This window comes from Erythrobacter sp. W36, from assembly GCF_057364935.1.
Genome location: NZ_CP200281.1, coordinates 2,731,964 through 2,757,931, shown reverse-complemented (window position 1 = coordinate 2,757,931; position 25,968 = coordinate 2,731,964). Strand labels below are relative to the sequence as shown.

General features: G+C 60.1%; 22 protein-coding genes, 1 tRNA gene and 2 pseudogenes. 15 read left to right on the top strand and 10 right to left on the bottom strand.

The annotated features are described in order from the left end of the window. Positions 1-53: 53 nt before the first annotated feature. Entirely contained in the window at positions 54-359 is a 306-nt protein-coding gene (locus tag AC0V6U_RS13515) for a GNAT family N-acetyltransferase (RefSeq protein ID WP_472643658.1), read from the bottom strand. Positions 360-411: 52 nt separating this feature from the next. On the opposite strand from AC0V6U_RS13515, the gene AC0V6U_RS13510 reads away from it, so the two are divergent. Then, the gene (locus tag AC0V6U_RS13510) at positions 412-1,431 is read left to right on the top strand and encodes a threonine aldolase family protein (RefSeq protein ID WP_472643657.1); all 1,020 of its coding nucleotides are present in this window, start codon (positions 412-414) and stop codon (positions 1,429-1,431) included. Beyond that, positions 1,428-2,360: a DMT family transporter gene (locus AC0V6U_RS13505; protein WP_472643656.1), complete on the top strand. Its 933-nt coding sequence runs from the start codon at positions 1,428-1,430 to the stop codon at positions 2,358-2,360. Before AC0V6U_RS13510 ends, AC0V6U_RS13505 begins: the two co-directional genes overlap by 4 nt. On the opposite strand, the gene AC0V6U_RS13500 is transcribed toward AC0V6U_RS13505, so the two are convergent. Beyond that, positions 2,344-3,138 (bottom strand): Rossmann-fold NAD(P)-binding domain-containing protein, encoded by a 795-nt coding sequence (locus AC0V6U_RS13500; RefSeq protein WP_472643655.1) that lies wholly within the window; start codon positions 3,136-3,138, stop codon positions 2,344-2,346. The genes AC0V6U_RS13505 and AC0V6U_RS13500 overlap by 17 nt on opposite strands. A gap of 92 nt (positions 3,139-3,230) precedes the next feature. On the opposite strand from AC0V6U_RS13500, the gene pepN reads away from it, so the two are divergent. From pepN to AC0V6U_RS13460, 8 genes and pseudogenes are all read left to right on the top strand, one after another. Continuing rightward, the gene (pepN, locus tag AC0V6U_RS13495) at positions 3,231-5,879 is read left to right on the top strand and encodes an aminopeptidase N (RefSeq protein ID WP_472643654.1); all 2,649 of its coding nucleotides are present in this window, start codon (positions 3,231-3,233) and stop codon (positions 5,877-5,879) included. 2 nt (positions 5,880-5,881) lie between these two features. Further along, complete coding sequence (gene pgeF / locus AC0V6U_RS13490) at positions 5,882-6,622, top strand: peptidoglycan editing factor PgeF (protein WP_472643653.1); 741 nt, start codon at positions 5,882-5,884, stop codon at positions 6,620-6,622. A gap of 234 nt (positions 6,623-6,856) precedes the next feature. Beyond that, a pseudogene (petA, locus tag AC0V6U_RS13485) lies at positions 6,857-7,404 on the top strand (ubiquinol-cytochrome c reductase iron-sulfur subunit). 45 nt (positions 7,405-7,449) lie between these two features. Further along, positions 7,450-8,847, top strand: a complete 1,398-nt coding sequence (locus tag AC0V6U_RS13480) for a cytochrome b (RefSeq protein WP_472643652.1) — start codon at positions 7,450-7,452, stop codon at positions 8,845-8,847. A 22-nt stretch (positions 8,848-8,869) separates the two neighbouring features. Then, complete coding sequence (locus tag AC0V6U_RS13475) at positions 8,870-9,721, top strand: cytochrome c1 (protein WP_472643651.1); 852 nt, start codon at positions 8,870-8,872, stop codon at positions 9,719-9,721. Positions 9,722-9,840: 119 nt separating this feature from the next. Further along, positions 9,841-10,377, top strand: coding sequence for an adenine phosphoribosyltransferase (locus tag AC0V6U_RS13470; protein WP_472643650.1), 537 nt, complete (start codon positions 9,841-9,843; stop codon positions 10,375-10,377). An 85-nt stretch (positions 10,378-10,462) separates the two neighbouring features. After that, positions 10,463-12,373, top strand: a complete 1,911-nt coding sequence (locus tag AC0V6U_RS13465; protein ID WP_472643649.1) for a cation:proton antiporter — start codon at positions 10,463-10,465, stop codon at positions 12,371-12,373. Positions 12,374-12,403: 30 nt separating this feature from the next. Further along, positions 12,404-13,000 carry an OmpA family protein gene (locus AC0V6U_RS13460; protein WP_472643648.1) on the top strand — a complete coding sequence of 199 codons (597 nt, stop codon included), beginning with the start codon at positions 12,404-12,406 and terminating at the stop codon, positions 12,998-13,000. On the opposite strand, the gene AC0V6U_RS13455 is transcribed toward AC0V6U_RS13460, so the two are convergent. The 5 genes and pseudogenes from AC0V6U_RS13455 to panC all read right to left on the bottom strand — a co-directional run bounded on the left by AC0V6U_RS13455 (position 13,001) and on the right by panC (position 17,872). Further along, positions 13,001-13,738 (bottom strand): 3'(2'),5'-bisphosphate nucleotidase CysQ, encoded by a 738-nt coding sequence (locus AC0V6U_RS13455; protein ID WP_472645770.1) that lies wholly within the window; start codon positions 13,736-13,738, stop codon positions 13,001-13,003. A 32-nt stretch (positions 13,739-13,770) separates the two neighbouring features. Further along, positions 13,771-15,694 (bottom strand): annotated as a pseudogene (gene cysN / locus AC0V6U_RS13450) (sulfate adenylyltransferase subunit CysN). 112 nt (positions 15,695-15,806) lie between these two features. Then, on the bottom strand, positions 15,807-16,709 hold the full coding sequence (gene cysD / locus AC0V6U_RS13445) for a sulfate adenylyltransferase subunit CysD (protein WP_472643647.1): 903 nt from the start codon (positions 16,707-16,709) through the stop codon (positions 15,807-15,809). A gap of 135 nt (positions 16,710-16,844) precedes the next feature. Then, positions 16,845-16,918: transfer RNA gene (locus AC0V6U_RS13440), tRNA-Gly, on the bottom strand. Positions 16,919-16,981: 63 nt separating this feature from the next. Further along, entirely contained in the window at positions 16,982-17,872 is an 891-nt protein-coding gene (panC, locus tag AC0V6U_RS13435) for a pantoate--beta-alanine ligase (RefSeq protein ID WP_472645769.1), read from the bottom strand. Between the two features lie 129 nt (positions 17,873-18,001). On the opposite strand from panC, the gene AC0V6U_RS13430 reads away from it, so the two are divergent. The 5 genes from AC0V6U_RS13430 to AC0V6U_RS13410 all read left to right on the top strand — a co-directional run bounded on the left by AC0V6U_RS13430 (position 18,002) and on the right by AC0V6U_RS13410 (position 24,109). After that, positions 18,002-18,811, top strand: coding sequence for a division plane positioning ATPase MipZ (locus AC0V6U_RS13430; RefSeq protein ID WP_472643646.1), 810 nt, complete (start codon positions 18,002-18,004; stop codon positions 18,809-18,811). A 3-nt stretch (positions 18,812-18,814) separates the two neighbouring features. Then, positions 18,815-19,150 (top strand): J domain-containing protein, encoded by a 336-nt coding sequence (locus tag AC0V6U_RS13425; RefSeq protein ID WP_472643645.1) that lies wholly within the window; start codon positions 18,815-18,817, stop codon positions 19,148-19,150. A gap of 103 nt (positions 19,151-19,253) precedes the next feature. Next, positions 19,254-20,669 (top strand): phosphoglucomutase/phosphomannomutase PgmG, encoded by a 1,416-nt coding sequence (gene pgmG / locus AC0V6U_RS13420; protein WP_472643644.1) that lies wholly within the window; start codon positions 19,254-19,256, stop codon positions 20,667-20,669. Between the two features lie 49 nt (positions 20,670-20,718). Then, positions 20,719-21,561 (top strand): DUF2059 domain-containing protein, encoded by an 843-nt coding sequence (locus tag AC0V6U_RS13415; protein ID WP_472643643.1) that lies wholly within the window; start codon positions 20,719-20,721, stop codon positions 21,559-21,561. Between the two features lie 43 nt (positions 21,562-21,604). Further along, a complete protein-coding gene (locus AC0V6U_RS13410) occupies positions 21,605-24,109 on the top strand; it encodes a ligase-associated DNA damage response DEXH box helicase (RefSeq protein WP_472643642.1) in 2,505 nt (834 codons plus the stop codon). 60 nt (positions 24,110-24,169) lie between these two features. On the opposite strand, the gene AC0V6U_RS13405 is transcribed toward AC0V6U_RS13410, so the two are convergent. The 3 genes from AC0V6U_RS13405 to AC0V6U_RS13395 all read right to left on the bottom strand — a co-directional run bounded on the left by AC0V6U_RS13405 (position 24,170) and on the right by AC0V6U_RS13395 (position 25,646). Then, entirely contained in the window at positions 24,170-24,418 is a 249-nt protein-coding gene (locus AC0V6U_RS13405) for a hypothetical protein (protein WP_486169495.1), read from the bottom strand. A gap of 381 nt (positions 24,419-24,799) precedes the next feature. Next, positions 24,800-25,018 (bottom strand): hypothetical protein, encoded by a 219-nt coding sequence (locus tag AC0V6U_RS13400; protein WP_472643640.1) that lies wholly within the window; start codon positions 25,016-25,018, stop codon positions 24,800-24,802. A 106-nt stretch (positions 25,019-25,124) separates the two neighbouring features. After that, positions 25,125-25,646: an SET domain-containing protein-lysine N-methyltransferase gene (locus AC0V6U_RS13395; protein ID WP_472643639.1), complete on the bottom strand. Its 522-nt coding sequence runs from the start codon at positions 25,644-25,646 to the stop codon at positions 25,125-25,127. Positions 25,647-25,968: the final 322 nt, after the last annotated feature.

Here is a 25,968-nt window from a genome sequence, read left to right as displayed (position 1 = left end):
TGGAAGGGTGGAGGGCGCGGGTGGCTACGGCAGGCTTTGCTAAAGCTCCAAAACTAAGCGAGTAAGTCGCTCCAATCGGGGTTCTTCTCAAACTTCGCGGCTACATAGGAACATTGCGGCACGATCTTAAAGCCCTGTTCCCGTGCATCCGCGATCAAGCGCTTCACCAATTCGCCCGCCACGCCGCGCCCGCCAATTGCGCGCGGAACGACCGTGTGGGCGGCGACGCGCACATTTTCTCCGCGCGGCTCCCACTCAAGATATCCGGTCGCGGACTCGACTTTTAGCTCAGCGACATACTTCCCGCCGGTGTCTGTATCGTGGTGATCAATGGTGAGATCATCTGTGATGTCAGTCATTCGCCATGCTCCTTCTTGCCAAGTCCGCTGCTCGCACTAAAGCCGCTTTGTAATGACGAGCCTCAAGCCTTTCCTGTCCGACAATGCCGCGCCGGTCCACCCCAATGTGTGGGAGGCGATGCGCGCGGCGGATCATGCCGACAACCCCTATGATGGCGACGCGCTGTCGGCGCAGCTGGACGAGCGCTTTAGCGATCTGTTTGGGCGCGAATGCGCGGCGGAATGGATCGCCACGGGCACGGCGGCCAATTGTCTGGCGCTGGCCACCATGTGCGCACCACATGGCGGCGTCGTGTGCCATGAAGAGGCGCATATCGAAGTCGACGAAGGCGGTGCGCCGGGATTTTACCTGCACGGTGCGAAGCTGATGCTGGCGGGCGGCGAAGGCGCGAAGCTCACGCCGGAAGGCATCGCCGCTCTGATCGATCCGATCCGCGATGATGTGCATCAGGTACAAGCCCACGCCATCGCGATCACACAGGCGAGCGAATATGGGTGCGTCTATTCCGGCGAAGAACTCGCCGCGCTCAAAGACTTCGCGGCCGCGCGCAAGCTCGGCCTGCATATGGACGGCGCGCGTTTTGCCAATGCTGCGGCGAATGCAGGTGGCTCGGCTCAGGACGCCGCGCGTGCGGCATGCGGCCCGGTCGACAGCCTTGCTTTCGGCTTCATCAAAAACGGCGGCATGGGCGCAGAGGCCGTGGTGCTGTTCGACAAGAGCCAAGCCGACCTGGTTCGCTATCGCCGCAAACGCGCAGGGCATTTGCAGTGCAAGGGTCGCTATCTTGCGGCACAAATCCTCGCGATGCTCGATGGCGATTTGTGGCTGGCGAATGCGAGCCACGCGAACGCGGCGGCGGCTGAGATCGCCGGGGCCTGCGGCGATCGCTTGATGCACGCTGTCGAGGCCAATGAGCTGTTCGTGCGTCTGACCGAGGCTGAGCGAGACGCGCTGCGCGCGCAGGGCTTTGCCTTCTACGATTGGGGCGCAGACGCGGCCCGCTTTGTGACCGCGTGGAACACCCGCGATGATGATGCGCTAGAATTGGCCAAAATGATCTCCACTCTATGAGTGAATTGCCCCCACATGCGATGTTGCGCCCACGCATTGCTCTGCCTTTTCTTCTGGTCGCCTTTATCTGGGGGTCGACCTGGGTTGTCATTGTCGGGCAGGTTACCGATGTTTCGCCGCATTGGTCGGTCGCATTTCGATTTGCCTTGGCGACCCCGGCGATGTTTGCGCTGGCCCTGTTTATGGGTGGCGGTTTGCGCATGCCGAAGCGCGCGCACCGGCTCGCCTTGGCCATGGGTTTGTTCCAATTCTGCGGCAATTACACTTTCGTCTATCTTGCCGAGCTTCACCTCACCTCGGGTATTGTCGCCTTGCTGATTGGGATGATGTTGGTGCCCAATGCGATCCTTGGCTGGTTGTTGTTGAAACAGCCGATAACCGCGCGCTTCGTCGCAGGGAGCGGCATTGCGCTGGTGGGGATTGGGTTGCTGTTGTGGAATGAAGCGCTGGAAGGCAGCGCGGTGGAGCATCTGGGCGGAGACGTTGTGCTCGGGACTGTGCTTGCCCTGATCGCAATGCTGTCGGCATCCATTGCGAACGTCATTCAGGCTGGACCGGCTGGAAATGGTGTGAAGCTGGTGACGCTGCTCGCATGGGCGATGCTGTATGGCACAGTCATGGATGGCGCGCTTGCGTTTGCTATCAGCGGGCCGCCGACCTTTCCCAGTTCGGCGAGTTACTGGCTGGGAACGGTATGGCTTGCACTGGCCGGTTCGGTTGTGACCTTCCCGATCTATTACGGGCTTGTTCGCGAGTTGGGCGCGGGTCGGGCCGCTTATAACGGGGTGCTGGTGGTTGTTGTCGCGATGATTATCTCGACCGTGTTCGAAGGCTACATATGGACGGCGATGGCGGCTGGCGGGGCTGCCCTTGCCATGCTGGGATTGGTCGTCGCGCTGCGCGCCCGGCAGCTCAAAGAAGCGAGTTGAGCCCCTCAACAAAGGTCGGATACTCCGGCTGCCATCCCAGCACGCGCTTGGCTTTGCCATTCGCGACCCGGCGGTTCTCGGCGTAAAATCCGCGCGCCATTTCTGACAGGTTGGCTTCCTCAAGCGTCTCCAAAGGGGGCGGGTCAATCCCGAGCAATTGGCAGGCATGCTCGGTCACCGCATTGCCGCTCGCGGGGAGATCATCGGCAAGGTTGTAAGCCCCCGCTGGCGCATCACTGGTGAGCGCGGCAACCACGCCGCTGACGATGTCATCGACATGCACCCGGCTGAAGACCTGGTTCGGCATATCAATCCGGCGCGCGCGGCCATCGCGCACGCGCTCCAGCGCGCTGCGACCCGGCCCATAAATGCCGGGCAAGCGGAACACCCGCGCGCCCAGCTTCATCCATAAAGCATCGGCTTCGGCGCGGGCATTGCGGCGGCCTGCGCCGGTTTCGGCAATCGGGGGCGTGCTTTCATCGACCCACGCGCCCTGCTGATCGCCGTAAACGCCGGTGGAGGAGAGGTAGCCGTACCATGCTTCGCCAAAATCGCGGCCATAGCTGTCCAGGACAGGGTCCAGCCCGGCTTTGCGATCCGGCGGGACGGAAGAAAGCACATGGTTTGCGCGGTTCAGCGCTGCCGTCACAGCATCGCGGTCCGCAAAATCTACATTGCCCGCGCTGCCCGTGGCGTTCACTTGCCAACCGCGCGTTCGCATTTCCTCCGCTATGCGTTTCGCGGTGTAGCCAAGGCCGAAAATGAACAGATCTGACATCACACCTTACTGCCGTTCGCCTCGAACGAAGTCGAGAGGCTGATGTGGATTGTGTCTCGACTTCGCTCGACACGAACGGGTAACAGGCAAGTATGGATATCGCACACAACCCCATCGCCCCCGAAGACGCTCCCGCTACGCCTGCCGAACCGCCGGTGATCCTGCGCGCAGATTATAAGCCGTTCCCTTGGCTGCTTCCTGAAACCAAGCTCGTGTTTAATCTCGGCCTCGAAAAGACACGGGTGCTGGCCAGCTTTAAGGTGGAACGCAATCCTGCTGCTGAGGCCTCCAACGAGTTGCGCCTCAACGGTGACAGCCTGACACCAGCGCGCGTTACCGTCGACGATGTGACGGTGGAAGATTACGTGATGGACGGGCCGGATCTGATCCTGACGGTGCCCGGTGACAGCCACACAATCATGATCGAGACCGAAATCGATCCAAGCGCGAACACGACGTTGATGGGGCTGTACGCCTCGAACGGCATGCTGTGCACTCAATGCGAGGCAGAGGGTTTTCGCCGGATCACTTTCTTCCCAGATCGGCCCGACGTGCTGTCAACCTATTGGGTGCATATGAGCGGGCCGAAGGAGCTGTTCCCGGTTCTGCTGTGCAATGGCAACAAAGTGGCCGAGGGCGAAAGCGAGAATGGCCAGCATTTTGCAGAATGGCACGACCCCTGGCCCAAACCGAGCTATCTCTTCGCGCTCGTTGCGGGCGATCTGGTCGCCAATTCCGCGCCGTTCACGACGATGTCTGGCCGCGAAGTTGAGTGCAACATCTGGGTCCGCGCGGAAGACCTTAGCCGCACAGACCATGCGCTCGCATCGCTCCACCACTCGATGAAATGGGATGAGGAGACCTTTGGCCGCGAGTATGATCTCGACCTCTACAACATCGTCGCCGTGTCAGATTTCAACATGGGCGCGATGGAGAACAAAGGTCTCAACGTCTTCAACACCAAATATGTGCTGGCCGATCCCGACACCGCCACTGATGCCGATTATGACGGCGTTGAGGGCGTGATCGCGCATGAGTATTTCCACAATTGGTCGGGTAACCGGATCACCTGCCGCGATTGGTTTCAGCTGTCCTTGAAAGAGGGTTTTACCGTGCTGCGCGATCAGCTGTTTAGCCAGGATATGCGAGGCGAAGCGGTGAAGCGGATCGAAGATGTCCGCATCCTGCGCGCCGCCCAATTCCCTGAGGATGCAGGGCCGCTTGCGCACCCAATTCGCCCGGACAGCTACCGCGAAATCAGCAATTTCTACACCGCCACCGTCTACAACAAAGGCGCCGAGGTTATCCGCATGATGCGGAGCATGGCGGGCCTGGAGCGGTTCCGGGCCGGGACTGACCTCTATTTCAATCGTCACGACGGCGAGGCGGCGACCTGTGAGGATTTCATCAAATCCATCGAGGACGGGGCTGGGCTCGATCTGGAGCAGTTCCGCCTGTGGTACCGCCAAGCTGGCACGCCGCGCGTGAAAGTTCGCCAAGAGACGGCGCGCGATGGCCTTACTCTGACGCTCTCACAAACCGTGCCGCCGACCCCGGGCCAGCCGGATAAGCAGGCCATGCCCATCCCGCTGCGGGTCGCGGTGCACAGCCGCGCTACAGGCCAGATTGGTGAAGAGCAGTTGATCGTCCTTACCGAGAGTGAGCAGAGCTTTACCCTGCCAATGGCCGGGCCAGACCCGGTGGTCTCGATCAATCGCGGCTACACCGCGCCTGTGGTGATTGAGCATGACGTGCCGCTCGAAGACCTCGGGTTTCTGGCCGCGCATGATGATGATCCCTTTGCGCGCTACGAGGCGATGCAACAGCTCAGCGTCGGCCATCTCGTCGCGGCGGCCTCTGGCGAGCTTGACGAGACGCAGCGGGCAGCGGGCAAGACCGCAATCGGCGATGCGCTGGCCGCAATCCTGACCGACGAGGCGCTGGACGATAATATGCGCGGCGAGCTGATGCTGCTGCCGAGCGAGACCTATCTGTTTGAGCAAATGGCAAGCGGCGCGCGTCTAGCTGATCCGGGCGCGATCCATGCCGAGCGAGAGGCGCTGAAGACTGCGCTCGGCACAATGCTGAAACGCGAGCTTGAAGGGCTCTATGCGCGCACGGCGTCGGTTGGCTTTGACGATCCTACCGGGCGCGGCGCGCGCAAGGTTAAGACTCAGGTACTCGCGCTGCTTGCGGCGAGCGATCCAGAGCAAGCGGCTGGTATGGCGGCGCAGCAATTCGATGCAGCGGACAATATGACCGACCGTCAAGGCGCGCTGATGGTGCTGTGCGGTATCGAAAGCCCGCAGCGAGCCGATGCGCTTAAGGCCTTTTTTGATCGCTACACCGGCAATGATCTGGTGATCGACAAATGGTTTACGCTGCAAGCGCTGGCGCCGCATGCGGATGTTATCGATCATGTGAAGGCGCTGGCCGAACATGACGACTTCACGATCAAGAACCCCAACCGTGTGCGCTCGCTCTACATGGCCTTTGCCGACAATCCGGCGGGTTTCCATGATCCAAGCGGTGATGGATACCGCTTGATCGCTGACCTCATTCTGGCGCTTGATCCGATCAACCCGCAAACAGCGGCTCGGTTTGTTTCGCCGCTGGGCAAATGGCGCCGGATCGAGCCCAAACGCGCCGCCATGATGAAGGCTGAGCTCGAACGCATTGCCGCCGCATCCGGCCTGTCACGCGACACATCTGAGCAGGTCACGCGCAGTCTGGAGGGCTGAGCATGGGCGCGTTCGACATAACGCGCGCCGATGCGCTCGGGCGTATTCCGCACGGCTTTTTCGGACATGCAAATGGCGCGCATCAATTCGGCTATGGCGGGGATGGTGACAGCGTCTTGATAGCGCGGGACCGGCTGGACGGGGCACAGGCTCTGGTCGAGGGCGCCGCGCTCGCCGCCCCGCATCAGATCCATTCACCCGATGTCATCGCTGTGGATCAGGCCTGGGCAGATGATCCCACTGGACGCCCGGAGGGTGACGCTGTCGTGACGTCAACGCCTGGCATTGTGCTGGGCATTGTGACGGCGGATTGCGCGCCAGTACTGTTTGCGGACCAGCAGGCTGGTGTGGTTGGTGCAGCCCATGCGGGGTGGCGCGGCGCGGTCGGCGGCGTGCTGGAAAATACGCTCACCGCGATGGAAGCACTAGGAGCCTCGCGTCAGAACATCGCAGCCGCTATCGGCCCGACTATTGCTCAGGCGAGTTATGAGGTGGATGCGCCTTTCAAAACCAATTTCGCGCATGAGGATGAGCGGCATTTTTCCGCTGGCCGTGATGGACACTGGCAGTTTGATTTGCCCGGTTTTGTCGCCGCGCGGCTTGCCAAATCTGGGCTCAAAACCGTCCAATTGCTCGATTTGGACACTTTTTCGCTATCTGAGCGTTACTATTCCTATCGCCGTGCGTCTCAGCGCGGCGAGGCGAATTATGGGCGTCAAATCAGTATGATCGCTGCGCCCTGAGGTGGTTTGGTCATAGGCTTGCAGGAAAGCGAACAAGCAATGCTGAAAACAGTGTTGGAATCCCCGGCCATTGGGGCTAGGAGCGCGCACGAGTTGTAATCCGGCACGGGGTGAATGCAGGTTTGGGCTTTCGCTACCTGCGTAAATCCCCGCTGGACTGGCTAGACAATTAATCAACGTTACCGCCGCAAGGGCACCTATCCAATGCGGCAAAGAAGACAGGGTTTTTGAACGATGGCTGATGCAAACGAAGCAAATGAGGGCGTACGGCGGCGTGATTTTATTCACGTAGCAGCGCTTTCAACCGCTGCGGCGTTGGTGCTGCGGCTAGCGCGCTGCCGCTGGTTTCCCAAATGGCTCCATCGGCTGACGTGCTTGCTGAAAGCACCACCGATGTCGATGTCTCCGCAATCGAAGCGGGTCAGAGCATTAAGACGATCTTTCGCAAACAGCCATTGTTTGTGAAGCGCCTGACGCCTGAGGAAATTGCCGAGGCGAACGAAGTCGATGTTGCTGACCTGCGCGATCAGGAAAGCCTGACTGACCGCCTGGGCGAGGGCAATGAAGACATCCTCGTCACCATGGGCGTTTGCACCCACCTCGGCTGTGTGCCGCTGGGCGCGGCTGAAGGCGAAAACAAAGGTGAATATGGCGGCTATTTCTGCCCTTGCCATGGTTCCCACTACGATTCCGCTGGCCGCATCCGCAAAGGCCCTGCGCCAACCAATCTGGTCGTCCCGGATTTCGCATTTACCTCTGAATCGGTCATCCGCGTCGGGTAATCCTGCGTAACTGATCTATCTGCTGAACACTCACGAGAGAACGCCATGAGCTTCGCCTGGGCAAAACAATACGAACCGAAGAACGACTTCACCAAGTGGATTGATGAAAAGCTGCCATTGCCGCGGCTGGTCTACAATGCGGTTGGTGCGGGCTATCCGGTGCCGCGCAACCTCAATTACATGTGGAATTTCGGTGTTCTTGCCGGGTTCTGTCTGATGATCCAGATCATCACCGGCGTAATCTTGGCGATGCACTATGCCGCCAACACCGAAGTTGCCTTTGCGACGACTGAGCACATCATGCGCAATGTCAATTCTGGCTGGCTGATGCGTTATGCGCACGCCAACGGCGCGAGCTTCTTCTTCATCGTGATCTACCTACACATCTTCCGCGGCCTCTATTATTCTTCCTATAAAGCGCCGCGCGAGATGATCTGGCTGCTGGGCGTGGTTATCTTCCTGCTGATGATGGCAACGGCCTTCATGGGTTACGTGCTGCCTTGGGGCCAAATGAGCTTCTGGGGCGCGAAGGTGATTACTGGCCTGTTCGGGGCGATCCCGCTGGTTGGCGAATCGCTTCAAACTTGGCTTTTGGGCGGGTTTGCGCCGGATAACGCTGCGCTCAACCGCTTCTTCTCGCTGCACTTCCTGCTGCCATTCGTGATCGCCGGTGTTGTTATTCTGCACATCTGGGCGCTGCACATTCCTGGCTCTTCGAACCCCACGGGGATCGAAGTGAAGAAGGAAAGCGATACTGTCCCGTTCCACCCGTATTACACGGCGAAGGACGGCTTTGGCCTCGGCATCTTCCTGCTGGCGTTCACCTTCATGGTGTTCTTCCTGCCGAACATGCTGGGTCACCCGGATAACTATATCGAAGCAAACCCGCTTTCGACGCCGGCTTTGATCGTTCCGGAATGGTACTTCCTGCCGTTCTACGCGATCCTGCGTGCCTTTACCGACGATCTGACGATCCCGTTCACCGGTATCGTTCTGATCCAGGCGAAGCTGCTGGGTGTGATCGCGATGTTCGGTTCTATCTTGGTCTGGTTCATCCTGCCGTGGCTCGATAAGAGCCCGGTTCGCTCCGGCCACTATCGTCCGATGTTCAAGAAGTTCTTCTGGTTCGGTCTTATCCCCTGCATGGCGTTGCTGACCTATTGCGGCGGTGCCCCGGCAGAGCAGCCATATGTGCTGCTAAGCCAGATCGCGACGGCCTATTACTTCCTGCACTTCCTGGTGATCCTGCCGATCGTCAGTCAGATCGAAGTGCCAAAGCCGCTGCCTTATTCGATCACAGAATCGGTTCTTGGGTCGGATGATGCGGCTCCTGGAAACTCCGCAAGTTCGGGTGCAAAGGGCTCTGGCGAAGCCGGTTCCTTGCAGCTCGGCCGAATAGTCCGCCATTGGCAACGCCGCCCGTTTGGCCCAAGTGAACTCTAGTTTAAGTTGAAAGTCTAAGCGTATGAGCATTCGTCTCGGAGCGATCATTGCAGGTTTAGGGATCGTGGGGATCCTGTTTTTCTGGTCCCTACTGCCAGGTGCGATCAATTATGCGCCGCCTGAAAAGCCTGACTATTATGCCTTCAAGGAAAAGCCCATCGCGCCTGAGGGCGGGTTCTCGTTCGAGGGTCCGTTCGGCAAGTGGGACAATGCTCAGCTGCAGCGCGGCTATCAGGTCTATAAAGAGGTCTGTGCGGCCTGCCACGGTCTGAAGTTTGTCGCATTCCGCAACTTGAGCGAGCTTGGCTATTCCGAAGCGGAAGTTCAGGCGGAAGCGGCCAATTGGACGGTTCCAGGCATCGATCCGAACACGGGTGAAACCACAACGCGTCCGGGCAAGCCGACCGATCAATTCCCATCACCGTTCGCCAACGATGTGGCTGCGGCTGCTGCCAACAACAATGCGATCCCGCCTGATCTCTCTTTGATGACCAAGGCGCGCAAAGACGGCACCAACTATGTCTATTCGCTGCTCGCAGGTTACGGTGAAGCGGATCCAGAGATTGCGGCAACAGTGCCAGAGTTTGAGACGCCAGCGGGCCTGTACTTCAACAAGTACTTTTCCAATGTGAACATCGCGATGGCGCCGCCCATCGTGATCGACGGCCAAGTAACCTATGCCGACGGAACCGAGGCGACCGTTAATCAGATGTCAGCCGATGTTGCGGCCTTCCTGACCTGGACCGCTGAGCCAACACTCGTGAAGCGCAAGCAGACCGGTTGGCCAGTGCTTGGCTTCCTGCTGTTCGCAACGATCCTTGCCTATCTCTCGAAGAAGCAGATCTGGGCCGGGCTTAAGCCGAAGAAGAAATAAGCAGACGGGCACAATCGCCCCATGTTTGAAACAGCGCCTCTCCATCCACAAGCGATGGCGGGGCGCTTTTCATTTGAGGCCTGTGCCGAACAGGCGCGGCGCATGATGAGGAATTGGATATGACCCCTGATGAGTTGCGCGCGCTGATCCGAACGGTCCCGGATTTTCCCAAGCCAGGCATCCAATTTCGCGACATCACCACGCTGATCGGCCACCCTCAGGGATTGGCGGCCAGCGTACGGCACTTGGCGGAAATGGCGCGGGCCTGCGGTGCTCAGAAAATCGCGGGGATGGAGGCGCGCGGCTTTATCTTTGGCGCAGCGGTGGCGGTCGAGCTCGGCATTGGCTTTGCCCCGGTGCGCAAGCCGGGCAAGCTGCCGATTGAGACGATCGGCGTCGACTATGCTCTCGAATATGGCACCGACCGGTTGGAGATGGACCCCGCCGCCGTCAGTGATGGCGAGCATGTGGTGATCGTCGACGATCTGATCGCGACCGGCGGTACCGCCATCGCCGCAGCCAAGCTGTTGCGTATGGCGGGCGCACGGATTGATCATGCGCTGTTCGTGATTGATTTGCCGGACCTTGGCGGGGCGACAAAGCTTGCCTCGGCGGGCCTGGAAGTGCGCACTTTGCTGGATTTCGAGGGCAATTGACGCTGCGCCGCGCAGGCTTGCGGCGCTGTAAACGATTGTCATAAGGCTTGATTTCGCCCCCGTAAGCGCGCACCCGAAAGCGGGTATGGACTCGCAAGCTCTTGTAATCGCCACGGTCGGCGTGCTGGGTATCGGCGCGCAATGGGTCGCTTGGCGAACCGGCTGGCCCGCGATTGTCCTGATGCTGGCGGCGGGCTTTATCGCTGGCCCGATAACCGGACTGATCGATCCAGAGGCGGCCTTTGGCGACTTGCTTGACCCGATGGTCAGCATAGGCGTTGCGTTGATCCTTTTCGAAGGGGGGCTCAGCCTCGACTACCGAGAGCTTAGGCATTCCGGCCAAGCGGTGATCCGTCTGGCGACGATTGGCGTGTTTATCGGGTGGGCGCTGGGCGCAGCGGCAGGATACTACATTGCTGGCCTGGTGTGGCCGGTCGCGGTGCTGTTTGGCGGCATCTTGATCGTTACCGGGCCGACGGTGGTGATACCGCTGCTGAGGCAATCCAACATTCAGACCCGGCCCGCCTCGATCCTCAAATGGGAGGGGATCGTCAACGATCCCACCGGGGCGCTGTGCGCGGTGATCGCCTATGAATATTTCCGCAAGGTCGCCGACAGTCCGGGCGCATCGCTGATCGAAGTGGTGCCGCCGCTGATCATTGCAGCGATCATGGCGGGCCTGATCGGTTATGCGGCTGCGCGCTTGATCGCCTTCTTGTTCCCGCGCGGCGCAATCCCGGAATATCTCAAAGTGCCGGTGCTGTTCAGCGCGGTGATTGGCGTGTTCGTCTTGTCGAACAAGATTGAGCATGAAGCGGGCCTCGTCGCGGTGACGGTGATGGGCATTACGCTTGCCAACCTCGGCGTCTCCAGCCTGCGCTCGATCCACCCGTTCAAAGAGAACATTGCGGTGCTCCTCGTCTCGGGCATCTTCATCCTGCTCTCTGCCTCGCTGAAATGGGAGGAGCTGACCTATCTGCAGACGAGCTGGCGGCCGCTCGCCTTCCTGCTCGCTCTGCTGTTCCTTGTGCGTCCGGCCACTGTCCTACTCAGCCTGCTTGGCACCGCCGTGCCTTGGAACGAGCGATTGTTCATCGCCTGGATTGCGCCGCGCGGCATTGTGCTGGTGGCGATCTCTGGCCTGTTTGCGCTGCGTCTGGATGAGCTTGGGATTGAAGGCGGGCAATTGCTCACCGGGCTTAGTTTTGCGGTGGTCGTCATCACCGTTATCGCCCACGGCTTTACCGTCGAATGGGCGGCGAAATTGCTGGGTGTAAAAGGCGAATCGCGGCCCGGATTGTTGATCGTGGGGGCGACCCCGTGGACGATTGCGCTCGCGCGCGAGATGCAGGCGCTCAAGACCCCGGTTATGATCGTTGATCCCAGCTGGCAGAGGCTTGGCGCGGCGCGTCGCGAGGGTCTGCCGTTCTACCACGGCGAGATCCTGAACGAGGCGACTGAGCACAATCTCGACCTTGCGCCGTTCCAAGTGCTGGTCGCGGCGACGGATAACGAGGCGTATAATGCGCTCGTCTGCAATGAATTTGCGCATGAGGTGGGGCGCGATTCCGTCTATCAGCTGGGTGAAAGCGCGGATGAGGACGATAAGCACGCGCTGCCAGAGAGCATTCGCGGGCGCGCTTTGTTCGAATCCGGCTTTGGTGTGTCGGATACCAATGAGCGTCAGGAGCAAGGCTGGGTCTTCCGCAAGACCAAGCTGTCTGACGAGTTCAATTTTGAAGACGCGCAGGAGGTGCTCCCGGACAGTGCCAACATGCTGATGCTGGTGCGTAAGAGCGGCAGGCTGAGGTTCTTCACCCACGCCGCCCGGCCAGAACCGCGCGCAGGCGATACGATCATCTCCTTCACTCCGCCTTCATTGAAGAGCGCGGAAGAACACGCGGCGAAGCGCGCCAATAAAGAGAGCGGAAAAGAGCGGGCGAAAGAGAACTCCAAGCCCAGCGGCGAGGACGATGCAGGTCCGCAAACGGCCTGATCCGGACGGGCAAAGGTACACGAGGAAGTGATGAGAACGACGACAGTCTTGATCGCAGCGTCATTGATGATGGGCCTATCCGCCTGCGCTTCTGAGCGTGGCGACACAGATGTGGACGCGGACGTCAGCACTGCCGATGGCTCCGGTGGTGAGAATGCCGAAGACGGCGCAAGCGAAGAAGAACCCGTCTCAATCCTGCGCAGCGATATTGAGCAGCCTGAAGTGGAGGCTCCGCTGGAGCCGCTTAACGCCACAATTGGCTTTCCCGATGGCGGATCGGACCTCAGCGGAGATGCTCTGGCTGCGCTCAAAGAAGTGCTTGCCTCTGAGCAAGTGGCGCGCGGTCTGCCGATTGTCCTGCGCGCGCACAGCGATGCGGGCGGCAGCGATGCGGTGAACGAGCGTGCTTCGCAGGCGCGCGGTCTGGCGGTCGCCGCTTGGCTGATCGAAAACGGCATTGCCGATGACCGCATTCGTGTGATCGTCTTTGGCGAGCAAAACCCGATAGAGCCCAACGCTCTGCCCAATGGCGCGCCGAATGAAGCGGGCCGGGCGGCCAATCGCCGGGTGGAAGTGCTGGTTGGTTCAGCGCGCCGAGCGCCGCCGCCAGAAGCCGTGACAGACTGATCAGCCGAGGCTAGCGACTAGTCCCAGCGCGGCCTGCGCATATTCCGGGCGGCAAATCAGCAGATCGGGCAGGTACGTGTCCGCTTGGTTATAGACCATGGGTGAGCCATCGATCCGGCTGCAATGCAGACCGTGCGCCGCCGCGACCGCAATCGGTGCGCAGCTGTCCCATTCATATTGCCCGCCGGAATGCAGGTAAATCTCTGCCTCACCGCGCACGATTGCCATGGCCTTTGCGCCCGCGCTGCCCATGGGCAGCAACTCGCCGCCAATCGCCTCGGCCAATGCAACGGCTTCTTTGGCAGGCCGAGTGCGGCTGACGACGAGACGCGGCTTGGCCGCTGTATCGGGCAGGGCAGCTGGTTGATCAGAACGCAACACTAAGCCGCCGTCCAGTCCGGGTAGAGCAACCGCGCCGACGCTGGCTGTACCGTCGACTGAAAGGCCGACATGCACCGCCCAATCGCTGCGCTCCTCGCCATATTCGCGCGTGCCATCCACTGGGTCGACGATCCACACGCGGCTCATGGAGCAGCGGGCGGTGTCGTCCTTTTCCTCTTCGGACAGAAGGCCATCGTCAGGCCGTGCGGCGCGGATCGCATGGCATAGGAATTGGTTGGCCGTGGCATCGCCTGCCGCGCCCAGCGCCTTGCCGGTGAACATGCCGCTGCTGCGGACATCCAGCAGGATGCGGCCAGCCACCTCGGCGAGGTGCGCGGCCAATTCCGCATCGGACATTGCGGCCGGATCAGCGCTAAATGCTTCGCCTGTCATTTCAGCGGCAGGATCACGGCAATGATGTGGTCGGCGGCTTCTTCAATCGTCATCTCCACCGTGTTCACGCGGATTTCCGGGTTCTCTGGCGCTTCATAGGGGCTGTCGATCCCGGTGAAGTTCTTAAGCTCCCCATCGCGCGCCTTTTTGTAAAGGCCTTTGACGTCGCGCTGTTCGGCGACTTCCAATGGCGTGTCCACGAAGATCTCGATGAACTCACCCTCCGGCATCATTTCGCGCACCATCTGGCGCTCGGCCCGGAACGGCGAGATAAACGCGGTCATCACGATTAGCCCGGCATCCGTCATCAGCTTCGCCACCTCGCCAATGCGGCGAATGTTTTCAATCCGGTCCGCCTCGGTAAAGCCCAGATCCTTGTTTAGCCCGTGGCGCACATTGTCCCCGTCGAGCAGGAAGGTGTGGCGATTCATCAGCGCCAGGCGCTTCTCCACCTCGTTGGCGATGGTCGATTTGCCTGAGCCGGAAAGCCCGGTGAACCACAGCACGCGCGGGCGCTGGTTCTTCAGGCCAGAGTGATCATCGCGGGTGATCGTGGTTGGCTGCCAATGCACGTTTTGCGCGCGGCGCAGGCTGAAATGCAGCATGCTTGGCGCCCACGGTCGCATTGGTGAATTTGTCGATCAGGATGAACCCGCCCAGCGCGCGGCTCGTCTCATACGGTTCAAACGTGATCGGCCGATCCGTGCGCAGCTCCGCCACGCCAATACTGTTGAGCTCCAGCGTCTTCGCCGCCAGATGCTCAAATCGGTTGATGCAGATCTCATATTTCGGCTCAGCGATGGTTGCGCTGACCATTTGGCTGCCGATTTTGAGCCAATAGGCGCGGCCAGGTTTGAGCGCCGCCTCGTCCATCCAAACCAAGGTGGTTTCAAACTGGTCGGAGGCCTCAGGCGGATTGTCCGCCGCCGCGATCACATCGCCGCGGCTGCAATCAACCTCATCCGTGAGAGTGATGGTGACGGATTGCCCGGCAACCGCCTCATCCAGCTCTCCATCAAAGGTCAGGATGGATTTGACTGTGCTGGTCTTGCCGACGGGCACAATGCGCACCTTATCGCCGGGCTTGATCGTGCCGCTTGCGATCAGGCCGGTGAACCCGCGAAAATCCAAATTGGGCCGGTTGACCCATTGCACAGGCATGCGGAAGCTGCGCTCTTGCGCGGCAGTATTGGCGAGCTCAACCGTTTCCAAATGCTGGATCAGTGAGGGTCCATTATACCACGGCGTATTGGCCGAAGGGGCGGCAGTGATGTTGTCGCCCTTAAAGCCGGAGATTGGGATCGCGGTGAAGCCTTCGATGCCGATTTGCTCGGCAAACTGGCTGTAATCGGCGAGGATTTCCTCAAACCGGGCCTGATCATAATCGACCAGATCCATCTTATTCACCGCCAGCACCAAATGCTTGATGCCCAGCAGGTGGACCAGGAAAGAGTGCCGCCGCGTTTGTTCGAGCACGCCTTTGCGCGCATCAATCAGGATCACCGCCAAATCGGCGGTTGAGGCCCCGGTGACCATATTGCGGGTGTATTGCTCGTGCCCCGGCGTATCGGCGACGATGAACTTGCGCTTCTCGGTGGTGAAGAAGCGATAGGCGACATCGATGGTGATGCCCTGTTCTCGCTCTGCCGCAAGGCCGTCGACCAACAGCGCAAAGTCGATCTCATCGCCCTGGGTGCCGACCTTTTTGCTGTCACTTTCCAGCGCGGTCAGCTGATCTTCAAAGATCATTTTGGAATCGTACAGCAACCGCCCGATCAGGGTCGATTTGCCGTCATCCACGCTGCCGCAGGTGATGAAGCGCAGCAGGCTCTTATGCTGATGCTGGTCGAGATAGGCGTCGATATCCTCCGCGATCAGCGCGTCGGTTTGGAATGAACTGTCTTTTGCAGAGCTATGCATATTCAATTCCGTTCACCCAGAGCTTGCCGAAGGGCTGCCTTTACTTTTGGTGTTGCGCAAGAAGGGGAGTGCAGGGCTTCGACAAGCTCAGCCCAAGCGGAAGAATATACCATCAGAAGTACCCCTCCTGCTTCTTATCTTCCATCGAGGCGGATTGTCCCTTGTCGATCGCGCGGCCTTGGCGCTCAGACCCGGTGGCGAGCAGCATTTCCTGAATGATGAGATTCATATCGGTCGCATCGCTCTCCGTCGCGCCGGTCAGCGGGTAGCAGCCCAGCGTGCGGAAACGGACGGACCGCTCCACCGGCTCTTCGCCTTCTTCCAACCGGAAACGGTCATCATCCACGACCAGCAGCATCCCATCGCGCTCCACTGTCGGGCGCTTCTGCGACATGTAGAGCGGGACGATATCGATCTTTTCCAGAGCAATATATTGCCAGATGTCGAGCTCGGTCCAATTGCTGATCGGGAACACGCGGATGCTCTCGTCATCGGCCTTTTTCGTGTTGTAGAGGTTCCACAGCTCAGGCCGCTGGTTCTTGGGATCCCAGCGATGCGATGCGGTGCGGAACGAGAACACGCGCTCTTTCGCGCGGGCCTTTTCCTCATCGCGCCGCCCGCCGCCAAAGGCCGCATCGAACCCGTGCTTGGTCAGCGCCGCCTTCAACGGATCGGTCAGCTGCGCCTGAGAATAGAGCGCGCTGCCAGTGTCGAACGGATTGATGCCTTGTTCTTCGGCATGCTCGTTTTCAGCCACGATCAGGTCGAGGTTGTATTCCTTCACCGTCTTGTCACGGTGATCGAGCAGCGCCTGAAAATCCCACCCGCTGGCGACATGCAGCATCGGGAAGGGCGGCGGCGCAGGATAAAAGGCCTTGCGCGCAAGGTGCAGCATGACCGAGGAATCCTTGCCGACCGAATACAGCATGACCGGCTTTTCAGTTTCGGCCACGACTTCGCGGAAGATATGGATGCTTTCGGCTTCGAGCCGCTCAAGATGGGTAAGGCTTTTCATGGTTCTGGGCAGCTAAAGGTTCGGTGCAGCAAAACAAGCCTAGTTTTGTTTGTTGGGCAAGAAGCGCAGCCTGTATTGCCGCTCAACTACAAGGCTTTCGGGGCGATTCTTTCAAGAGCTGTTCTTGAAGAGATCTGGAGCGGGTAAGGGGAATCGAACCCCTCTAGCTAGCTTGGAAGGCTAGAGCATTACCACTATGCTATACCCGCCCGCTCGGCTGCGCCATTGCCACGGCAAATGCGCATCCGTCAAATAAAACCTAGGTCCTGACGCTAATCCACCGGCATATTGTCGATCAGCCGCGTGCCGCCAATGCGCGCCGCGACCAGCAGGCGGGCGGGGCCGCCGCTTAGGGCAGTGATCTCTGCCAAAGTGCTCGCGTCTGCCAGCGACGCGTAATCCACGCTGGAGAAGCCCGCATCCAGCAGGGCGGATTTGAGCGTGCTTAGCGCCGCATCCACCGGCCCGCCGCTCTCGATCTGTGCGATCGCCGTCTTCATTGCCGTAGGCAAGGTCGCGGCGGCTGCACGGTCGCTGGGGGAGAGATAGCGGTTGCGGCTGCTCATCGCGAGACCATCCGCCTCTCGCACGGTCGGCACGCCGATAATCTGGCTGACCGGAGGCTGCGTCAGATCAAGGTCGCGGGCCATGGTGCGGATCACGGCGAGCTGCTGAAAATCCTTCTCGCCAAAGAACGCCATATCGGGCTGAACCTGATTGAACAGTTTGCACACGACCGTGGCGACCCCGTCAAAATGGCCCGGCCTGTCCGCACCGCAAAAGCCCGCGCTTACCCCGCTCACCGAAATGCTGCTGGCGAAGCTTTGCGGCCCGCCGGGATACATTGCCTCGACCGTCGGTGCCCACAGCAGAGAGACCCCGACGCTTTCCAGCATGGCCGAATCCTCGGCCAATTGCCGGGGATAGGCGTCCAGATCCTCGCCCTTGCCAAATTGCGTTGGATTGACGAAGATCGACGCCACCACATGGTCGCATTGATCGCGCGCCGCCCGCATCAAAGTGAGATGCCCCTCGTGCAGCGCGCCCATCGTTGGGACCAGGCCAATGCTGGCGGGCGCGCTGATGCTGCCCTCTGCCACTGGCTCCCGGCGCAGCGCCGCGATGGATTTTCTCAACATCTCGAGTGTGCTTACGGTTTGCAGTGGTTTGCCCTTTCGGTATGCGCTGTAGCTCATCTTTAGCCGCTCACGGCGAGCGGAGACAAGATCGCCCGTTCGCACGTACGTTCGCTCAAACGTTCGCCCAGACGTTCGCAATGAAGGACCCGGCCCATGGCCCAGAAAAGCGCACACCGCATCGTCTTTGCGAATGAAAAAGGCGGGACCGGCAAATCCACCACCGCGGTGCATATTGCCGTGGCGTTGTCCTATTTGGGCGCGCGGGTGGTGGCGATTGACCTCGATCCGCGCCAGCGCACGATGGACCGCTATATGGAAAACCGCAGAGACACGGCGGATCGGCGCGGGATCACGCTGCCCACGCCCCGGTGCGAGGTCTATGAAGGTGATATTGCGGGATTGGGCCTGCGCATCGAAGAGCTTGGGCAAAGTGCCGATTTCATCCTGTTCGACACGCCGGGCCGCGATGATCCGCTCGCCCGCTTTGCCGCAACCGAAGCAGACACTTTGGTCACACCGATGAATGACAGTTTCGTCGACTTCGATCTGATCGGTCAGGTCGAAGGCGAGACCTTTAAGGTAAAGAAGCTGAGTTTTTATGCGGAGCTGATCTGGGAGGCGCGGATGAAGCGCAGCCGCGCTACTTTGGCGGACAAGCGCCCCGAAATGGACTGGATCGTGGTGCGCAACCGCACCGGTCATGTTGAGGCGCGCAATATGGCGCGGATTGAGCAGGCGCTCACTGAAATGTCGAAACGCGTCGGCTTTCGGGTTGCCCATGGCCTGTCCGAGCGGGTGATTTATCGGGAACTGTTTCCCTCCGGGCTCACTTTGCTTGATAAGGGGCACTTGGGTGAGCTGGGCACCAGCCATCTGATCGCGCGGCAAGAGCTGCGTTCGCTGTTAAAAGCCCTCAACCTGCCCGATTTTGAACGTGGGCAATCGCAGATGGAGCTCGCCTGAGCCATGCTAAAGATCGCCGTCATTCTTGTGCTGATTTGCGTCCTGTTCCGTTGGGGGCTGGGCAAATGGCCATGGGAGCTGGCGAAGGGCCCCTCTGGCAAGGACCAGGAGCTCGCCAAAGCACGGCAATTGCTGCGGGTCAGCGCGGACGCCAATTACGAAGAGATTGCCGCCGCGCATAAGCGCCTGCTTGCGGTCGTACATCCCGACAAAGGCGGCTCGGCCGAGCAAGTTTATGAGGCGAATGCAGCGCGCGATCTGCTGTATGAAGAATTGCCCGGGCCCGTGCCGGTGAAGGCGCGCGATGACGATGACACTGCTGAAACCCCGCCCGAGTGATGCCCGCTGATGATGGAGCCGCGTGACAGGATAACGAGCTTTAAAGCGCGCTTCCGCCCATCACTCAATCAACCACCCCAAACCCATTCAGGATGACCTTCTCATGAGCCACCAATTTCATTCCACGGTCCTGCGTGAATATGACATTCGCGGGATCATTGGTGAGACGCTGGGCGCGGATGATGCGCGGGCCATCGGGCGCAGCTTTGGCACCATGCTGCGCGAGGCGGGCGGCAAAACGGTGGCGGTGGGCTACGATGGGAGGGTCAGCTCACCCATGCTCGAACACGCCCTTTCCGAAGGGCTAACAGCCAGCGGCTGCGACGTTGTAAAGATCGGGATGAGCGCCACCCCAATGCTTTACTATGCTGAGGCGTCATCCGAACAGATTGATGGCGGCATACAGATAACTGGCAGCCACAATCCCGCCAATTACAATGGCTTCAAAATGGTATTTCAAGGGCGTCCGTTCTTTGGAAAAGACATCCTGGCGATCGGCGAAATGGCCGCCGCTGGCCGCTGGGCCGACGGAAACGGGGAGGTCAGCGAGAGCGATATCCTCGGCGAGTATGTCGAGCGCTTGCTCGAGGCTGTCACCGGGATCGAGGGGGAAGCCCTCGCTGACCTCAAGGTCGGATGGGACGCTGGCAATGGCGCCGCTGGGCCCGCTTTGGAGGCGCTGGCCGCGCGGCTGCCCGGAGAACATCATCTGCTGTTTACTGACGTTGATGGACATTTTCCCAATCATCACCCTGATCCGACTGTGGAAGCCAATCTGGCCGATCTTCGCGCGCTGGTCGCGGAGAAGAACCTCGACTTTGGTGTGGCTTTCGATGGCGACGGTGACCGGATTGGCGCGATCGACGGTTCGGGCCGGGTGATCTGGGGCGATCAATTGCTGATGATCTATGCCGAGGATGTCCTCAAAACCCACGCGAATGCGACGATTATTGCCGATGTGAAGGCCAGCCGCGCTTTGTTTGATCATGTCGCGGCGCATGGCGGACAGCCGCTGATGTGGAAGACCGGGCACAGCCTGATTAAGTCCAAAATGAAGGAGACGGGCTCTCCTCTGGCCGGTGAAATGAGCGGCCATGTGTTCTTTGCCGACACATATTACGGCTTTGATGATGCTCTATACGCCGGTTTGCGGCTGATCGCGGCCTCTGCGCGACTCGGCAAATCGGTCACGGAACTGCGCGGCGCAATGCCCGATATGCTCAACACGCCAGAGATGCGCTTCCAAGTGGATGAAGTGCGCAAATTCCCCGCCATGGCCGAAATCAGCGAGCGGATGACGACCAATCCCGGCCCCGGCGTCGAAGAGGTCAATGCAACCGACGGCGTGCGCGTGAACACGGCCGATGGCTGGTGGCTGCTGCGCGCCTCAAACACACAGGACGTTCTGGTCGCCCGCGCGGAAAGCGACACCGAGGAAGGCTTGGAGCGCCTGATCGCGCAGATCGACGAGCAATTGGCGCTATCAGGACTGGAACGCGGCGAAAGCGTGGGGCATTAGAGGTGCGATCACACGAATTTGGCCCCATCAGAAGCACAAGGACGAACCCATGAAGCGCCCGTTTAAGCACATTGCTCTCTCACTCAGCGCTGCCAGCCTGGCTTTCGCCGCCCCGCTCGCGGCTCAGGATGCAACCTCTTCTGAACCGACGACAGAAGAGCTGGAGCAGGCCATGGGCGCGCTGACGGGCATGTTCCAGGCAGAGCCGCTGACGGCGGAGCAAGAGGCACGTTTGCCCGCGGCGGAGGCGATTGTCGACACCATGATGCCCGAGGGTTTCTATGCGGAACTGATGAGCGATATGATGGGCGACACCTTTGCCCCGATCATGGCGATGTTCAGCGGCGAGACGGGCGCGCAGATGATGCTGTCCACTCGGCTGGCGACCGATCCGGCCAAGGTAGAGGCCTTAAGCGCGGAGGAGCGCAGCGAGCTGGTGGCCTTGCTCGATCCCGGATTTGAGCAGCGCGGCGAGGCGATGGGCGGCGTGTTTGGCGAGATGATGACCGAGGTAGCCACCCTGATCGAGCCGGGTTTTCGCCAAGGCATGGCGCGCGCTTATGCCGTGCGCTTCACCGCTGATCAGCTGGCCGATATCTCGGCCTTCTACGCGACGCCAACTGGTGAGGTTTACGCGCAGCAGACCATGGCCTTGTTCACCGATCCGCAGGTGATGTCGGCCAGCATGGAGGCGATGCCGGCGATGATGGGGCAATTCGCCGATATAGAAGCGCGTGTGTCTGAGAAGATGGCGGAGCTTCCCGCAGAGCGCTCTTACGAAGACCTAAGCGCTGATGAGCGGGCCCGCATGGCGCAATTGCTCGGCCTGTCCGAGGACGAGCTGGCTGACACCGTGCAGCCGCCAAGCCCGGGCGGCGGCTCACCGTTCTGATCCGCGCTTGCGAGAGGGCGCGCCGATCTCCATTGTGTGAGGCGTGACAGCCAGCGCGCCTTCCTCAACGCTTCCAACTGAGATCCAGGCGTGGTTCGATGCGCGCGGGTGGCGTGTGCGGCGGCATCAGCTCGACATGTTGGCGCAGGCTGAGGCGGGCAATCATGCACTGCTGGTGGCGGATACCGGCGCGGGTAAGACGCTGGCCGGGTTCCTGCCGACATTGGCGGCCTTTGCGCCTTCGGCCCTGAATGGCGCCAAGCCGCCAGAGGGACTGCACACGCTCTATGTCTCGCCGCTCAAGGCGCTGGCCCATGATGTGCAGCGCAATCTGCTGACCCCGGTGGAGGAAATCGGCCTCGACATCGTGGTCGAGACGCGCAGCGGCGATACCTCCTCTGACAAGAAGAAGCGCCAACGCACCAAGCCGCCGCATGTGATGCTGACCACGCCGGAGAGCCTTTCTCTGCTGCTGTCCTATCCGGAAAGTCTGGAGCTGTTTCGCGGCCTAAAGCGGGTGGTGATCGACGAGGTTCATGCCTTCGCCACGGGCAAGCGCGGAGACCTGCTCGCATTGGCTTTGGCGCGGCTCCAGACACTCGCGCCCGATATGCAGCGGGTCGCTTTGTCGGCGACGCTCGCAAACCCGCTGGCCTTTCGCGAATGGCTCGCCCCCAAGCCGATGATGGCACGGGCGAGATCGCGGCGGCGGAGCTGGTGCTGGGCGAGGATGGCGCGCCGCACGGAGGTCGAAATCCTGCTGCCGATTGATGCGCGGGTGCCGTGGGGCGGCCATGCCGGGCGCTGGGCGGTGGATCAGCTTTACGAGCAGATCAAAGCGAATAAGACGACGCTGGTCTTCACCAACACGCGTTTTCTCGCGGAGTTCATTTTCCAATGTCTGTGGGATGTGAATGAGGACAATCTACCAATCGGTGTGCACCACGGCAGCCTGTCGAAAGAGGCTCGGCGCAAGGTTGAGGATGCAATGGCGCAGGGGCGCCTGCGCGGCCTGGTGTGCACCGCCAGCCTCGATCTGGGCGTCGATTGGGGTGATATCGATTGCGTGGTGCAAATGGGCGCGCCCAAGGGCAGCTCGCGCTTGCTCCAACGCATTGGCCGCGCCAATCACCGGCTCGATGCGCCTAGCCGCGCGATCCTGGTGCCCGGCAATCGCTTTGAATTTCTGGAAGCGACCGCCGCCAAGGATGCGGTGGATGCGGGACAGCGCGATGGCGAAGATTTTCGTGCAGGCGGCCTCGACGTACTCGCCCAACATGCGATCGCCTGCGCCTGTGCGGGCGATTTTCGCGAAGATGACTTGCTCGCCGAAATCCGCAGCAGCCTCGCTTATGCCTGGGTCGATGAGGCCGCGCTCGCTCGCGTGCTGAGCTTTGTCGAGAACGGCGGCTATGCGCTCAAAGCCTATGACAAGTTCAAGCGGATCACGCGCGATAAGCCGCTTGCAAAACTGCCCTTTGGCGAGGGGACGTGGCGGCTGACCCATCCCAGCCATGCCCAGCGCCACCGGATGAACGCCGGGATCATTGTCGATAGTGAAATGCTGATGGTGCGGTTCAAGAACGGCCGCAAGCTCGGCAAGGTGGAGGAGCGCTTTGCTGCTCAGCTCTCGCCCGGCGATACGTTCTTCTTTGCGGGCATGAGCCTGGAGGTGGAGAGCCTCAAGGATATGGATGTGGTCGTGCGCGCAGCCAAGAAATCCGCGACCATCCCGAGCTATGGCGGCCTGCGCCTGCCGCTCACCACCCATTTGGCGAGCCGCGTGCAGCAAATGCTGACCGACCGGGTCAGCTGGGCACGTTTTCCTGATGATGTGCGCGAATGGCTGGAGGTGCAGGATTGGCGCAGCGAAATGCCGGGGCCGGGTAAGCTGCTGGTCGAAAGCTTTCCCCACGCGAAGAAGCACTACAGCGTCTATTATACGTTTGAAGGATGGAACGCGAACCAGAGCCTGGGCATGCTGATCACGCGGCGGATGGAGGATTTGGGCCTCGCACCCGGCGGGTTCGTGGCGAATGATTATTCGCTCGGCGTGTGGGGTCTGAAACCAGTGAAAAACCCCGCGCCGCTGCTCTCACCCGATATTCTGACCGATGAATTTGTCGATTGGGTGCAGGAATCCCACCTGCTGCGCCGCGCTTTCCGCGAGGTTGCCGTGATCAGCGGCTTGGTGGAGCGCCAACATCCCGGCAAGCGCAAGACTGGCAAGCAGGTCACCTTCTCAACCGACCTCATTTACGACGTTCTGAAGAAATATGAGCCGGACCACGTGCTGCTGGAGGCAGCCTGGGCCGATGCCCGCGCGCGGATGACGGACGTCGGGCGGCTCGCGGATTTGCTGGAGCGTTCAGAGCGAGAATTGGTGCATGTCGAACTCGACCGCGTCAGCCCGCTGGCCGTGCCGGTGATGACAATGATCGGACGCGAAGCTGTGCCGCAGGGAGCGGTGGACGACGAACTGCTGTTGGAGGCAGAGACGCTGGCCGGCGAGGCGATGAGGGTGGATGAGCCGCTGGAGGGGGATTAGGGCTTCTGGATTGGGTAAGCGGCAAAAGCGGCCTGTCAAAACCGACCCAATTGCGGTCGATCAATCGCCTGACCGATGCAATCGGCTGAACCTTGGATCTTCCATCAATTCGGCGAGCACGTTTGCGATGCGTTTCTGAAGGGAATCGCGTTGCTTGATAAGGGCCCGCATCTCCGCCGCCTTTTTCAGGCCCATAGGATCATCGTTTGTTATGTCGTCACGTGCTTCGAGCTGACCAATTTTGCCGTCAACAACCGCGATCTCAGCCAACGCCTCGGCGTACTCTTTAGGAGTGACCATTTTGGACAAATTGAAATTGCATAGATTGCATCTAGTGACTTTTTTGCAATTTTCAATTCAAGCCTGGGCATAAGGTAGAGATTGAGCTGCATTGAAAACGGCGTGTTCAGGGGTGCGCTTCAGGTTTTGCTCTGGAAGGCGGCGAGCAATGTCGCAGCTACGCCCACCAGGTTTTTAGTCGCATGTTTGCGAGCCACGTCGATTTCCCAATTGGTCTTGCGGAGGCCAAGATGACACAGTCGCCGATTGCAAGGGGCTGTGGCCGGTAAGCCGCTGGAGAACTAGGAGCAGGTGGGCCAGCTACAAAACGACCAGTCTGCTTGCGATAAATTTGCAGACTATTCCCGCAAGGCGCGCATCGCCTCCCATCTCTGTATGCCTCATGCTCAGCTAGGGCGAATTGCCTCCGCGCGCTTGTGCCAGCGCGTCGCTAAGATTGCTGTATCGATAATCGCCAACCGCATAGCTTCCGACAAGCGTCAGAGTGATGCCCATCTCACGCAGTTCAGCCATATCTTGCATCAGTGCCTCACATTGAGAAATATCGATGCTGCCTTCATCGCCCAGCATATGCGGGTGGCAGCGGGGAAGAAATCTGTCTGAAGTCATGCTGGTTGTTCCTACTCAAGGCGCAAATCCGAGGGGGTTGGGCGGTTAGGCGCTCGCTTGCACGCTGGCCCGTAAGCGGAATGGAACCGTGTCATCAGCGCCGGGGTTACTCATGCAGCACGGCTGCGCCGAGGCGATTAGCGGAGCGTGCCTGCTGCGCGATTGCGGCGTTCTCCAGATCCAATTCGATCAGATAGGGGGCGACGAAGCCTGCGTAATCGTCCTTTCTCTGCTGAGGCAGATCTTGCCAGCCAGTGATAGACCCTCGGCAATTCGCGCTCCCGCATGCACAGGCTCCGGCGAAATGTTCGATTCTATAATTGCGCATGGCATAATCATACGTCGCCTCGTCGGCGGCCGCGATGTCGCACATTGCAACGATGTTATGGCCGCCGGATGCGTTGAGCACGATGCCGCAATTGGGGTTGCACGAATGGTTGAATTTAGAGCTCAAGCCCAGGTGGAAACCGAATTGCGTCTTGCTGATCTGCGAGGCGTGCGAGTGATTGGTGATTGGCCTGTTATCCAGGATCCCCAAATACAGAATTGCGCCTCTCTTGAGCGGACTGACCGCAAAAATGCCTTGGCCGCGGCCATGCGCAATCCGCTCCTCGATAATCGGCGTCATCTTGAGGCTCCTTGGTCAGCGCTGGAATAGGAGGTGGACGGGTTAGAGGCCTTGATGCTTGCGATGGGATATTGCGCCACGCCGAATTGCTGCCGCGCCTTGTGAAGCAAGATTTCATGCTGATTGACGCACGCGCATTGCGCAGGCGCGAGGCCTGCGGATGCGGCCTTCATCAAGGCAATCTGATGGTTGTAGAGAAGTTTGTTGAAGCTCAATTTGCGTGTCCCCAAATGCGGGAGCGCAATTGTCTCTCAGTCGAAGAGGCGCATAAAGACGTGCTCTCGATAGTCACAATATGGTGACGACCATCCTCATTTACAAG